This is a genomic window from Pantoea sp. B623 (genome assembly GCF_024814475.1).
In the GTDB taxonomy this organism is placed as follows: Bacteria; Pseudomonadota; Gammaproteobacteria; order Enterobacterales; family Enterobacteriaceae; genus Pantoea; species Pantoea ananatis.
Map to the genome: position 1 here is coordinate 4130654 of NZ_JANUXM010000004.1, position 13235 is coordinate 4143888.

12 protein-coding genes are annotated in these 13235 nt (G+C 52.1%); 8 read left to right on the forward strand and 4 right to left on the reverse strand.

What is annotated here, in order from left to right:
* Positions 1-43: 43 nt before the first annotated feature.
* Positions 44-1465 (reverse strand): exodeoxyribonuclease I, encoded by a 1422-nt coding sequence (gene sbcB, locus NXS97_RS21145; protein WP_029568970.1) that lies wholly within the window; start codon positions 1463-1465, stop codon positions 44-46.
* Between the two features lie 198 nt (positions 1466-1663).
* Here sbcB and dacD point away from each other — a divergent pair, with 198 nt between their 5' ends.
* From dacD to tmaR, 3 genes are all read left to right on the forward strand, one after another.
* Positions 1664-2821, forward strand: a complete 1158-nt coding sequence (gene dacD / locus NXS97_RS21150; RefSeq protein ID WP_014605477.1) for a serine-type D-Ala-D-Ala carboxypeptidase DacD — start codon at positions 1664-1666, stop codon at positions 2819-2821.
* A 213-nt stretch (positions 2822-3034) separates the two neighbouring features.
* A complete protein-coding gene (locus tag NXS97_RS21155) occupies positions 3035-4090 on the forward strand; it encodes an FUSC family protein (RefSeq protein WP_181901425.1) in 1056 nt (351 codons plus the stop codon).
* Between the two features lie 160 nt (positions 4091-4250).
* On the forward strand, positions 4251-4577 hold the full coding sequence (gene tmaR, locus NXS97_RS21160; RefSeq protein WP_013026330.1) for a PTS system regulator TmaR: 327 nt from the start codon (positions 4251-4253) through the stop codon (positions 4575-4577).
* A 98-nt stretch (positions 4578-4675) separates the two neighbouring features.
* Here tmaR and NXS97_RS21165 read toward each other — a convergent pair whose 3' ends face one another.
* On the reverse strand, positions 4676-5734 hold the full coding sequence (locus tag NXS97_RS21165; RefSeq protein WP_014594044.1) for a LacI family DNA-binding transcriptional regulator: 1059 nt from the start codon (positions 5732-5734) through the stop codon (positions 4676-4678).
* 92 nt (positions 5735-5826) lie between these two features.
* The gene (locus NXS97_RS21170) at positions 5827-6741 is read right to left on the reverse strand and encodes a ketopantoate reductase family protein (RefSeq protein WP_072136934.1); all 915 of its coding nucleotides are present in this window, start codon (positions 6739-6741) and stop codon (positions 5827-5829) included.
* Between the two features lie 269 nt (positions 6742-7010).
* Between NXS97_RS21170 and NXS97_RS21175 the strand changes: the two genes are divergently transcribed.
* The 5 genes from NXS97_RS21175 to NXS97_RS21195 all read left to right on the forward strand — a co-directional run bounded on the left by NXS97_RS21175 (position 7011) and on the right by NXS97_RS21195 (position 10899).
* Positions 7011-8033 carry an LLM class flavin-dependent oxidoreductase gene (locus tag NXS97_RS21175; RefSeq protein WP_014594042.1) on the forward strand — a complete coding sequence of 341 codons (1023 nt, stop codon included), beginning with the start codon at positions 7011-7013 and terminating at the stop codon, positions 8031-8033.
* Positions 8034-8513: 480 nt separating this feature from the next.
* Positions 8514-8996, forward strand: coding sequence for a type VI secretion system tube protein Hcp (locus tag NXS97_RS21180; RefSeq protein WP_013026326.1), 483 nt, complete (start codon positions 8514-8516; stop codon positions 8994-8996).
* A 30-nt stretch (positions 8997-9026) separates the two neighbouring features.
* On the forward strand, positions 9027-9509 hold the full coding sequence (locus tag NXS97_RS21185; RefSeq protein ID WP_013026325.1) for a type VI secretion system tube protein Hcp: 483 nt from the start codon (positions 9027-9029) through the stop codon (positions 9507-9509).
* A gap of 35 nt (positions 9510-9544) precedes the next feature.
* On the forward strand, positions 9545-10375 hold the full coding sequence (locus NXS97_RS21190) for a hypothetical protein (RefSeq protein WP_013026324.1): 831 nt from the start codon (positions 9545-9547) through the stop codon (positions 10373-10375).
* Positions 10376-10677: 302 nt separating this feature from the next.
* Positions 10678-10899, forward strand: a complete 222-nt coding sequence (locus NXS97_RS21195; protein ID WP_116219918.1) for a SymE family type I addiction module toxin — start codon at positions 10678-10680, stop codon at positions 10897-10899.
* A 220-nt stretch (positions 10900-11119) separates the two neighbouring features.
* Here NXS97_RS21195 and aldA read toward each other — a convergent pair whose 3' ends face one another.
* On the reverse strand, positions 11120-12553 hold the full coding sequence (gene aldA, locus NXS97_RS21200) for an aldehyde dehydrogenase (protein WP_014605480.1): 1434 nt from the start codon (positions 12551-12553) through the stop codon (positions 11120-11122).
* Between the last annotated feature and the right edge of the window lie 682 nt (positions 12554-13235).

Consider the following 13235-nt stretch of genomic DNA (forward strand, 5'->3'; position numbering starts at 1 on the left):
TTGGCCGGGAAAGGCGATTCGCGTTTCCCGGCCAGTCTGAGCGTCAGGACACCAGTTCCTGCGCATACAGATACAGCGCTTTTAACTGGGCCAGCTTTTCCTGATCGCTTTCATGCAGGCTGGCCAGCGATTCCAGCTCCATCAAAAACGACTGCACCTTATCCGGATTCAGTACTTCGCGACGGTGCTGCAGCCAGCGCTGTTGTTCAGCATCATCCAGGGTGCCGGGGAAGTTCCGCGCCCGATAACGAAACAGCAGCTTCGCCACGCGCGGACTGTCAAACGTCAGATCCAGCGCGGGCAGGTTAGCCGGCGCCGTCTGGCGAATAATGTTCATGCCCGCCCGATCGGCATCGCTAAAGAAGCCATCGTAGAGCTGGGTATCCACATCATCCGACGGCGTAAAGGGTTCCGCATCGGCAAATATCGCCACCAGCTTTTCACGTATTTCAGGATGCTGACGCAGCGTCGCCAGATTATCCAGACAAGACTTGCGATCGATGCCCAACCGCCCGGCATCTTCAGGCCGCAGGGTATTCGCCGGAGCCAGCACCGGGCACTTATTGATGTGCACCAGCTTAACGGGGATGGCTGATTGATCGCCCAACTCGCTTTTGCGCGTGTAGAGACGTTCGCGCAGGCTGTCGGCATCCAGTGTTAAAAGCGGCGTCATATCGCCGGCCAGGTCGACCACGATTAGCGCATTGCGGTTATCCGGATGCCAGGCAAGCGGCACCACCCAACTGGTATTGCCGCGTGCGGCGCCAAACATCCCGGAAACGTGCACCAGCGGCTTCATCTGTGGAATATCGATCAGGGTCATGAGTTTGTTTTTGTTGCGATGCGTAAATAAAAACTCGAACAGCTTAGGCTGTTTCTCTTTCACCAGTTTCGCCATCGCCAGTGTGGCATAGACATCCGACATCGCATCGTGGGCGTTTTCATGGGCTACGCCGTTGGCTTTGGTCAGGTGCTCCAGCCGGAAGCTGGGAAAGCCGTCTTCATTTTCGGGCCAGTTGATGCCTTCGGGCCGCAGCGCATAGCAGGCACGCATCACGTCCAGTAAATCCCAGCGCGAATTACCGTTTTGCCAGCTCCAACCGTAGGGATCGTAGAAGTTGCGGTAGAAAATATTGCGTGTCACTTCATCGTCGAAACGGACGTTGTTATAGCCCACCACGCAGGTTTGCTCTGTGGTGAACAGGGCATGAATGCGGGCGGCAAACTCGGCCTCGCTGACGCCCCGCGAGGCGGCAATTTGCGGCGTAATACCGGTAATCATTACCGCTTCAGGCTGGGGCAGATAGTCGTCCGGCGGACGGCAGTAAAACACCTCTGGCTCGCCAACCGGATTAAAGTTGCTGTCGGTACGTAACCCGGCAAACTGCGCCGGACGATCCCGTGACGGACTGGTGCCGAAGGTTTCGTAATCATGGAATAAGAAAGTGAATTCAGAGGCGGGCACGTCGCTGTCCTGTCTGCAAAAAAATCAACGTTCAGGATAGTCTTCTGCGCTCGCCAGCACAACCGTACTGACCAAAGCTGCGTGGTGGCACCCGGCAGTTCATATTTTTTTTCAATTTAATTAAACCTTATTAAGGCTTTTGCCGTAAAACGTCCGGCTGTTCCCGTCTGTTTTATTTGTGCAACTAAGGATGAAGTGTTGAAAAGGCGTCTGTTAATTACCGTAACTGTTTTTTGGGCTTCGCTGGCACAGGCCGACGATATGCCGTTTCCCGTGACGCCACCGGCGATCGATGCCGCATCATGGGTGCTAATGGATGCCACCACGGGGCAGGTGCTTACGGCGGGCAATCCCGACGAACGCCGCAATCCGGCCAGCCTGACCAAGTTAATGACGGGCTATGTCGTTGACCGCGCCATCGATCAAAAGAAAATTACGCGCGACGATATGGTCACCGTGGGGAAAGACGCCTGGGCCGCAGGCAATCCGGTCTTTAAAGGTTCATCGCTCATGTTCCTGAAACCGGGCGATAAGCTGAGCGTGCGCGACTTAAGCCGCGGTGTCATTATCGATTCGGGTAACGATGCCTGCGTGGCGCTGGCCGATTATGTCGCGGGCAGCCAGGACAACTTTGTGAAGTTGATGAATCATTACGTAGAGAAACTGGGCCTGACCAATACCCATTTCGAAACCGTCCACGGTCTGGATGCGCCAGGACAGTTCTCCAGTGCGCTGGACATGGCAAAGCTGTCTCGCGCCATCATCGACGGCGAGCCGGATTTCTATGCCATGTACCGTGAGAAAACCCTGACCTGGAATGGCATCACTCAGAACAACCGCAATGGTCTGCTGTGGGATAACAGTCTTCACGTGGATGGTCTGAAAACAGGTCATACCGAAACCGCAGGATTTAATATCATCGCCTCAAATGTGGTCGGTCAGCATCGCCTGATTGCCGTGGTGATGGGCGGTAAAAGCGCGAAAGGGCGCGAAGAGCAGGCGCGTAAACTGCTGGTCTGGGGCCAGAATACGTTCGACACGGTCCAACTGTTCCATGCGGGCAAGAAGATCGGCAGCGAACACGTGTGGTACGGCAATCCGCATCAGGTTGAGGTGGGCACGGCAAATGATGTTTACCTGTCGCTCCCGCGCAGTGAAATTCCGAATGTGAAAGCTAAATACGTGATTAACCGTAGCGATCTGGAAGCACCGCTGAAAGCCAATGAGAACATTGGTGAGATTCAGGTCATGGATAAAGACAAGCAGATTGCCAGTTATCCGCTGGTGGCGCTCAGTGCCGTTAACGAAGCCGGCATGTTTAGCCGCCTCTCCGACTATCTGAAACGTAAGTTTTAATCTCAGGCCACGCGCACCTGCCTGCCGGGCAGGTGCCGCGAGGGCACGCATCGCAGGACACTATTGCCACCTGGACGGTTTATTTTGCTGATTTACCGCCACAGGTTGGTGATAATGGCCCAATGTGTCACGTATTGACTAAAATATTGACGGCGCGCCAGGACTCACACGGCGCATCGCGTAGAATCACCTCTTTACCCGCGGACAGCTATCTTGCGCTCTGATAAGCCCATCTCTAATCTGGAATTCTGGTTATATCGCCATTACCGTAGCGTGCACGGCTTGCGCATCGCGGTGGCGTTTCTTTTTGCCTTTTTGTTTGTGCGGATGACCGGCATTCCCGAAGGCACCTGGCCGCTGATTACGCTGGTGGTGGTGATGGGGCCGATTTCCACGTGGGGCAATGTGTTTCCCCGCGCCATTCAGCGCATTGGCGGCACGATTGCCGGGTCAATTTCGGGATTGATTGCGCTCAAGCTGGAGATGATTTCGCTACCGGGCATGCTGGCCTGGTGCGCGCTGATTATGTTTATCAGCGGCTATCTGACCCTGGGAAAGCATCCCTATATGGCGCTGTTGATTGGCATCACGCTCTGCGTAGTGGTCGGCGCACCAATGGGGGATTTCACCGTCGCCATGTGGCGTGGCGGCGATGTGATTTTAGGCTCGCTGCTGGCGCTGATATTTACCGCTGTCTGGGCACAGCGCGCCTACATTCACTGGCGTATACAGCTTTCGGATACGCTGGGCGAGATGGCAAAAATCTATCATGCAGGTTTTTCCGCTAACCTGGTGGAAAAGCCGCGACTGAATAAGCCCTTTGGGAAGTTGCTCTCCAGCGTCATCAAAATGCGCGCGCTGCTGGAGCCGTCCAGCAAAGAAACGCGTATTCCTAAATCGGTATTTGAAGCGATTCAGACCATAAACCGTAATATGGTGTACACCATTGAGATGCAAATTAATGCCTGGTGGGCATCGCGGGAAAGCCATCTGATTATGCTGAATGCGCCGACGCTGCGCCGTACCCAGCAGATGACGGAAAACGCGCTACGAACGTTGTCGGAGATGGCGGTGAAAGGGGAAACCTATGACATCATCGCGGCCAACCATGAGTTAACGGAAATCGTCAATGAACTTAAGCTGTTGATCGCCAGCGGCAGTGACCGTCTGGAGGAGACGCCAATTTATGGCTATGTCTGGTTGAGTCTGGAGCTGGCGAAGCAGCTGGAGCGCATGACGGAATTACTGCGTCTGGCGCTGCGTAAATAATCACCTCAGACAATGACTTAATGCGGAACCCGGTTTTTTTGCGCTAAGATAAGAGCCAGTCCGAATTTAGCTGTGAGAATTGCCCTTAAGGCTGGCTAGCCGCTAAGCTGATCGTTTTGACTCTCTCCCTGCTTTAGCAGGCTTAAAGAAAGGTGCCATCATGGAAAATGCCAAGCAATCATTTCAGGACGTACTTGAGTTTGTCCGTACGTTTCGCCGCAAGAACAAACTGCAGCGTGAAATTGTCGATAATGAGAAGAAAATTCGTGACAACCAAAAGCGTGTTCTGCTGCTGGACAACCTGAGCGAATACATTAAACCCGGCATGAGCGTGGAAGCGATACAGGAAATCATCGCCAGCATGCGTGCGGACTATGAAGATCGCGTGGATGAATACATCATCAAAAACGCCGACCTCTCGAAAGAGCGCCGTGAGCTGTCTAAAAAGCTCAAGACCATGGGCGTGGGTGAAACCAAAGCGCCGTAAGGGTGCGCGAATAACGACCCTTCGCTGCTGATAACCGGCCCGCGCAACCTTCAGGTTGGGCGGGCTTTTTTTTATGGCTGAGAGACGTCGGTGAAGACTTAGCGGGTCAGCTTACGTGCAATCTGCTGGAGTTGACGCGCCAGATCCGATAAGTCCAGGTTTTGGCTGGCGGGTGCTGCGGTGGTTTCTCTGATCACCAGCATCGGCTCCAGGGTACGTGACGCCACCGCTTCACCCCGCAGTTCGGCCAGCACCTGATCCACGCTGTGGGTGCCGAGCTGCTGAAGATCCTGGCGAATGGTGGTCAGTGGCGGCTGGTACCAGGCGCTTTCTGCCGTGTCATCGTAGCCGACAAGAGAAATATCGCCCGGAATCGCCACGCCGTGCTGATGTAGCGCCCGCATCGCGCCCAGCGCCATCTCATCATTCGCCACTAAAAGCGCCTGGGGCAGGGCATTCGGGAGTTGCGCCAGCATCGCCTGATAGCCGGATTTGGCGCTCCAGTCGCCGCGCAGGACGCAGCAGGGAGATAACTGATGCTCTGCCAGCGCCTGACGCCAGACCGCTTCGCGCTGACGAGCCGACACTGAGCGCACCGGGCCATTCAGCAGGCCAATTTGCCGGTGCCCGAGCGCAATCAGATGTGCAACGGCGGCACGCGCCCCTTGTTCGTTTGAATACTGGCAATGAGATACGAGAGCATGGGGATCGGCATCCAGAAACAGTACCGGCTTTTTACCGCACATCACGCGGATTTTTTCCGCCTCGGCCGCCTCTAACGGCATATTGATCAGCACCGCATCCACGCGCTGGGCCATCAGTTCATTCACTGTCGCTTCCGCATTATCCTCACTGTCCATCGCGATCACCAGGTGATAACCGGCGCTGGCGGCGCGCTGCTGAATGGCCGAAGCAATCTGCGCCGGGGCCATCAGGGCCAGGTTACTGGTTGCAAGGCCTAAGGTTCGGGTCGCTTTTCCCGCCAGCTGCTGTGCGACCCGATTGGGCACATAGTTAAGCTGCTGCATCGCCGCTTCAACTTTTTCACGGGTGCGGGGGGAAACCTGCTCAGAGCGGTTAAGCACGCGAGAAACCGTTTGATAGGAAACGCCAGCCAGTTGGGCAACATCATCAAGGGTCACAGAGCGGGACGTCATTATTCCTCCAAAAGATGAGGCAGCGAGTGTAACAAAATTCCGTTACTCGCGCGCCCTGCGACGGCGCGGCTGCTTTCCCATCACATCCGTGTTTAACGGTTCTGTTGATAGATTTGCAGGTTAACATTTACCGCATTCAACAGTGGCACAGTCATACCATGACGACTGGCTCGTAGCAGCAGGTCGCCAATGATCGTATCGGCTTCAATAGCAAAACCCTGGGTCAAATCACGATACATGGAGGAGGTCATAGGCGTCGACGGGTCGTTCAGCAATTCATAAATTTTTGCGGTAACGGCAGGGCGGGGCTGATAGCCCTCCGCGCAGATAACCTGAAGCACCTCACTGTAAATGCCCTGAAGCAGCATCTCGCCACCGGCCTGGGTCAGTATCTGTTGCGTATTCCCCCGCGCCAGACAACACACCGCGCCGAGCGTGCTTAACAGCAGCCATTTTTCCCATAACTCACCGATAATATTGTCGGAAAAAAACGTTTCCACGGCACTACCACGTAGCGCGGCATCGACCTGCTGCAGTCGGTCATCGTTGTTGCCATCCAGTGCGCCGTAATAGATCTGGTGTAAGGGCGTCAACTGCACCACATGGCCTTTATCGTTCAACGTGGCGTTGATTTTGCACAAGCCACCGATCACCCGATCGGCACCGAAGTGGGTGAGCAAGGTGTCAATATGCCGCATGCCATTCAGAATCGGCATGATCAGGGTTTGTGGCCCAACAGCCGGCTGGATGTCGTGAATCGCCTGCGCCAGGCCGGTACTTTTAACCGTTAAGATGATTAAGTCGTAATGCGCGTCAAGCCTGGCGGCGGTGACCAACTGGGGTTCAAGCGTTTCCTGCCCTGAGCGGGTTTGCAACACCAGGCCGGTTTGTTGTAACTGATTAAAACGGCCTTCACGGACCAGGAAGGTCACATTCTGCCCGGCCTGTATCAGCCGTGCGCCAAAATAGCCGCCGGTTGCCCCCGCACCTACAATCAAAATACGCATCCCTTCTTCCTCCATTGAACGCATCTGCCCAGATGCAGGGCAGTGATTTACGTTATGCGTTAAAACCCAATCTGCCCGCAAGCATTATTACAATCTGCACCCACACAGAATAGTGCACTGACCGCAGTCAGGTCAGCGCAAGCTATGTCAAAATTCTTGAATGTAGCGCTTAAGGATATTCACTATCCGTCACGGCGCGGCTGGCGTAACCTTATTTCATTGAGGTTTATCACGCGAAAGCATTGTTCTTTCGTCAGGAGACGTAACAGATGAAAAAGATTGGTTTTCTCTCATTCGGCCACTGGACGCCATCATCGCAGTCCGCCACGCGTTCTGCTCAGGACGTGTTGCTGCAGTCTATAGATTTAGCGGTAGCGGCAGAAGAACTCGGGGCCGATGGTGCCTATTTCCGTGTGCATCACTTCGCCCGCCAACTTAGCTCGCCGTTTCCACTGCTGGCAGCGGTCGGCGCTCGCACCAAAAAAATTGAAATAGGTACTGGCGTTATCGATATGCGCTATGAAAATCCGCTCTATATGGTGGAGGATGCCAGCGCTGCCGATCTGATTTCCAACGGTCGCCTGCAGTTGGGCCTGAGCCGCGGCTCGCCAGAGCAGGTGATTGAGGGCTGGCGGTACTTTGGTTATGCGCCGCAGGAAGGCGAGACGGATGCGGACATGGGCCGTCGCCACACAGAAGTTTTCCTGGATGCGCTGCGTGGCGAAGGTTTTGCCAAACCGAATCCACAGCCGATGTTCCCGAATCCACCGGGCCTGCTGCGTCTTGAGCCGCTGTCTGAAGGCCTGCGCGATCGCATCTGGTGGGGTTCGGGCTCCAACGCCACGTCAGTATGGGCGGCGAAGATGGGCATGAACCTGCAAAGCTCGACGCTCAAAGATGATGAAACCGGCGAGCCGTTCCACATCCAGCAGGCAAAACAGATCCGCGCCTACCGTGAAGCATGGAAAGCGGCGGGGCACTCGCGTAAGCCACGGGTTTCCGTCAGTCGCAGTATTTTTGCGCTGGTGAACGATATGGATCGGGCTTACTTTGGCCGCAGTGGACAGGATCAGGATTCAGTCGGTTTTCTGGATGAGAAAACCCGCGCCATCTTTGGTCGCAGCTATGCCGCCGAGCCGGAAAAACTGATCAAACTGTTGGCAGAGGATGAGGCGATTGCTGAAGCGGATACACTGCTGCTCACTGTACCGAATCAGTTGGGCGTGGACTACAACGCACACGTCATTGAATCGATTCTGAAGTACGTGGCGCCGGAGCTGGGCTGGCGTTAAGCCTGCTTGATCTTGCCAGATTAATAACCCCACACAGTCCTCGCTGCGTGGGGTTTTTACTAAAATAATAATGCCTCTTCTACTGTAATATTTCTCACATTCCCCGCCGATAATATTGCTGGCCAGTGCAGCGAGATGTTTAGCGTTATTAACCTCTGAAACTATCAGCCGCTGAAAACATCAGCTTTCAGATTTATCTCAATAATACATTGTTAGTTGTAAATAAATTGACATGAAGTTGTGTTAATTTTATTAATGTATAAAGGCCTTCAAGGTTAACTGTATTCTGGTTACCTGACATATTCACATTTACTGAGAAAACTCTCAGGCGTTACTATTTCTGTTAGCACGATGCAACAGCATTGATATGCTGCTGCCTGTTTCTTAATGCAAATGGCTCTAAATTCTGTCTGAACCTGCCGAATATAACGGATTGCAACACCCGTTTCATCATTATCACAGCGTAATCGGAAAAAATTAATGGCGATTGATATTTATTTGAAAGTTGAAGGGACTACTGGAGAATCACAGGACAGCAATCATAAAGGATGGACCGACGTGCTCTCATTTAACTGGGGGGCTTCGCAACCCGGTAATATGGCGGTAGGTGGCGGTGGCGGCTCAGGAAAAGTGAATTTCAACGATCTGCGTGTTAAAGCGTTAATCGACAAATCCACTGCTGCCATTCTTAAATACTGCTCCAGCGGAAAGCATGTTTCAAAGGTAGAACTGTCGGTTTGCAAAGCCGGTGGCAACCAAATTGAGTACACGAAGATTGTGCTGGAAGATGTACTGGTTACGGCAACGGATTTTAACGGAGTAGGGCAAGGTGACACCATTGTGGTGGACTACGCCTTTCAGGCATCCAAAGTGTCTACCAGCTACTGGGAACAAAGTGCCAGCGGTACCAAAGGGGCGGAAAGCAAAGCCGGTTGGGATATTAAACAAAATAAAGAGAGCTGAGTTAATCCGCCCTTAAAATAAAGGTGAAAAATGGCTATTGATATCTTTTTGAAAATAGATGGAATTGAAGGTGAGTCGCAAAATGCAAACCATAAAAAATGGATAGATGTTCTGTCATTTAACTGGGGCGCGCAGCAACCAGGTAATATGTCCGTTGGCGGTGGTGGCGGTGCGGGAAAAGTGAATTATCGCGATTTAAGTGTTGAGGCATTGATCGATAAGGCCACACCGGCGTTAGTGAAATATTGTGCCAGTGGTAAACATCTGCCAAAAATTCAGCTGTCTGTTTGCAAGGCAGGCGGGCAGGAAGTGGAATATACTCGCATCACGCTTGAAGATGTGCTGGTTACGCAGACTGACTTTACCGGCATTGGTCACGCGTCCACGCTGGGTATGCAGTATTCCTTTCAAGCCAGCAAGGTTGCGCTGGAATACTGGGAACAGGCTTCTCAGGGAACGAAAGCCGCTTCTGTGCAGATGGGTTGGGATATCAAGCAAAATAAAGAAAGCTAATCAAAGGAACTGTTACATCTTAAAAAGAGGTTATTATGGCATTTCCAGGCATACATGTGATTGAGGGACTCACGACGAATCCCAGTTTAAATTCTGATACTTCAGGCAGCTTTTTACCCTCTGAAATTCTCAAAGAATCATTGATTCTGATGAGTTCGCTTGAGCCGATGGAAATTGCCAGTCTTTCTAAAAGGGAAACCAGTGTTATTGCCAGTGCGTTGAACGATTATAAAAATAACAGTAACAGTCGTTTTAAAAATCCTCCCACAGAGCAGGCTACTGGGCGGCGGCCGAATGGTGAGATAAAGCATATTAACAATCGCATACTCGGCATTCCTGTACAGCATTATAATACCACTTCAATGGGAGCCGTTGCGTTAAGTTCAGCCACCTTATTGGCAATCTTTTGGACCTCAACTGCAGGTTTATTTAGCATCGTTGGACGAAGTATCGTCCCTGCTGTGGCGAGTCTTGGCGGAATTGGTTTATCGTACCATTCAAATAACCGCACCCTGTCAATTAATCAATTAGCTGCGCATTTGAAAAATCTGGCAGACAATTTTAACAGCGCGCATGATGCGCTCGTTGCTTTTTCTCAGAAGGCAAAGTTGAAAAAACATAATTTTAAACCCTCCAAAGACACAGAGCCGACTTTTGCAGGGGAGGTCATATCTAAAAACCCTATTCCAGCAGCACACCGTGAAAGAATGTCGTATATTTTAAATCAATTTACTTTTACAGAGTATCAGCGCGTTGAGCTCATTGGTGATAGTGCGAATTTTGTGAAGCTGTTTTTTAATCAGAATGAGCAATTGACTTTAACAAAGATTGAATATGGCTACCTGACTGCGATGGACATTCCCTAATTCCGCGCCCGTCAATCTAAACCTCCAGATGGTGCATTTTAACGCTTCGGCAACCCGGATGAATGATCCTTGATAAAAGCGGCATAAGTCAAATTGTGCGAGCCGGGTTCCAGCACCTGGCTTGTTATCATCTACTTTAGGCGCTATGTTTTATCTGCTTTGTAAAAGCAGATAACGGGACGCTAAAAACGCTACTGGCCAGACAGCCAGCATAAATTTTTAACAGATATGCTTTTAATTTTTTACAGCCATGGCTGGCGCATTGTGTAAATACACCATCATCAAATAAGGGAGATTATTCAATGTCTGTTACCACGCTTAATCTTGTTCAGAAACCGTCTTCCGCGATTTCAAAAACTCAGCGCCGGTACAAAGTCGGCTACGTACCTAATTTTGGCGACACCAGCACGCCTGCGCTGAATATCAGCGGCAAATGGTTGCGTGAAGCCGGATTTGATACCGGCACGCGGGTCTCGGCAGAAATTAGCGAAGGATGCATTGTGCTGCGGGTCTATAAGTCATAAAACGGAAAGGTGTGATTGATTGCTCACTTCTCAAAGGCAGCGTTGCGGGTTGCCCCTTGAATTCAGGTCAGGTGAGCATAAAACCGCCTGGCCTACTTTATTGGCAGAACAAACAGATAACGCGGTTTCCTTCACCGCGTGAATTCAGTTGCCAATAAGGAAATGCCATCCGTTTTAACCTCCTCAGGGTGCGACCCGGCAGGGCCGCAAACCGCCGTCGTTAACACTGCAAATACACAACATGCGTTTGCAGATACTCCTCGAGCCCATGACGACCATCAGCACCGCCGATGCCGGATTTGCGCCAGCCGGCATGGAATCCCTGCATGGCTTCAAAATTCTCGCGGTTAACGTAGGTTTCACCAAACTTCAGCTGACGCAGGGCGGTCATCGTGGTGGTCAGGTTCTGAGTGTAGATTGAGGAAGTCAGGCCGTACTCACAGTCATTGGCCAGTGCGATAGCTTCTTCGAGCGTTTTAAAGGTCATCACAGGAAGCACCGGGCCAAAAATTTCCTCACGCATAATCTCCATCTCTTGGCGTACGCCGGTAATAATCGTGGGCTCGAAGTAAAAGCCCTCGCGCCCCGCCCGTTTACCGCCCAACACAACCCTGCCGCCTTCTTCTACTGCCCTGGCAACTTTTTGCTCAACCCGCGCCAGCGCGGCGGCGGTGATCAGTGGCCCCATATCGATATCGTTTTTTTCAGCCGGATTGCCAAACGTCACGTGTTGCATCGCCTCTGTCAGTGCGCTGATAAAGCGGTCATAAATCCCTTCCTGTACATAAACCCGCTCTGCGCAGTTGCAGACCTGACCTGTATTAATGACGCGAGAGCTGACAATGGCCTTTACTGCCAGATCGAGGTCGGCATCATCCATTACAATGGCCGGCGCTTTACCCCCCAGCTCCAGAGAGACTTTGGTAACGTTTTTTGCTGCCGCTTCCATGGCGGCAATCCCGGCATTAACGCTGCCCGTCAGGCTTACCAACCCCACTTTTTCGTTGCCAGCCAGCTCCTGACCGATCTCAGGTCCGTAGCCGTAAACAACATTGAACACACCTTTTGGCAGGCCGATATCCGCAACGATCTGTGCAAACAGGGCCGCGTTATTGGGCGTCAACTCACTCGGTTTTATCGCAATCGTATTGCCGGTAATCAGTGCCGGCGCCGCTTTACGCGCAATCAAAAAAAACGGGAAGTTCCACGGTAAGATGCCGGTAGTAACGCCAATCGCTTTTTTAAAGACGAAAATATTTTCATTAGGACGATCGCTGTTCACAATCTCACCTTCGTAGCGTCGCGCCCATTCGGACATGTAGTCCAGGTAATCAGCAGTAAAAAGCACTTCGGTTTTTGCCAGCCCCTGGGTTTTACCGCCTTCTGCCACGATAGTGGCGCTGAGTTCGGGTTCACGCTGACGAATGGCTGTGGCAATTTTACGCAGCCAGCTGCCGCGCTCCACGGCCGGTAAGGCTTCCCAGCCCGGCTGCGCGGCATCGGCAGCGGCGATAGCGTCTGCGGCGTCCTGACGCGTGCCTTGAGGAATGCGTGACAGTAGCGCTTCGGTAGCAGGATTAATCACTTCAATCCACTTATCGCTGTGATTAGGCACAAAAACACCATTAATGAAATGTTGATGATGTGTTGTCATATGCAGGGCTCCGCTTTTAACTCGTTAACGTTATGTGAAAACAGAGTGAAACAGATTACGACGATACACCTTTTTATCTTTGCCAAAGCCACACTGCAGATGGCAGGGAAGGGAAGAAAGACACGACGAAGCCAGCATTTCCACGGCGTGTTTTGTTATCTGAGCGGTCAGCGTCTTATAAAAAGGGTCGACGGGCTGAAACCCTGTATTCTCCAGCAAATGCCGGAACGCCTGGGATGGCGATAAGCCCGTGCCTGCCCGCGCAGTCAATGACGAAGCGGTAGGCTTTTGACGGGAGGCATCCCCGGCCAATTGTCCTTTCGGTTTGCCCTGCCACGCAAACGTCTCATTGCGTGACTGCAGTTAATAACATGCGCAGCGACTACTGCGCTGAATCGTAGAGTGCTTATCCAACATCATGCGATCTCCCGCTGATCACAGTATCCCCACTAGCCTTGAGTCATATCACAAACCTTTTCTGCCGACCGTTTTCCCTCTTCGTCCGCCAAACCATCTTTGCAGCGAACCCGCAGCTCAACTTTATGTCATTGCCACGTTAATAAGCGTGCTGGCAGTAAGATTAAAACTGTGCCGATCAACACAACAAACAACAAAAATATCTCGAATAATAAGCGGTTTAGGTAAAACGTACGGTTACTGTCCTTAAATGTGAATTTGTGAT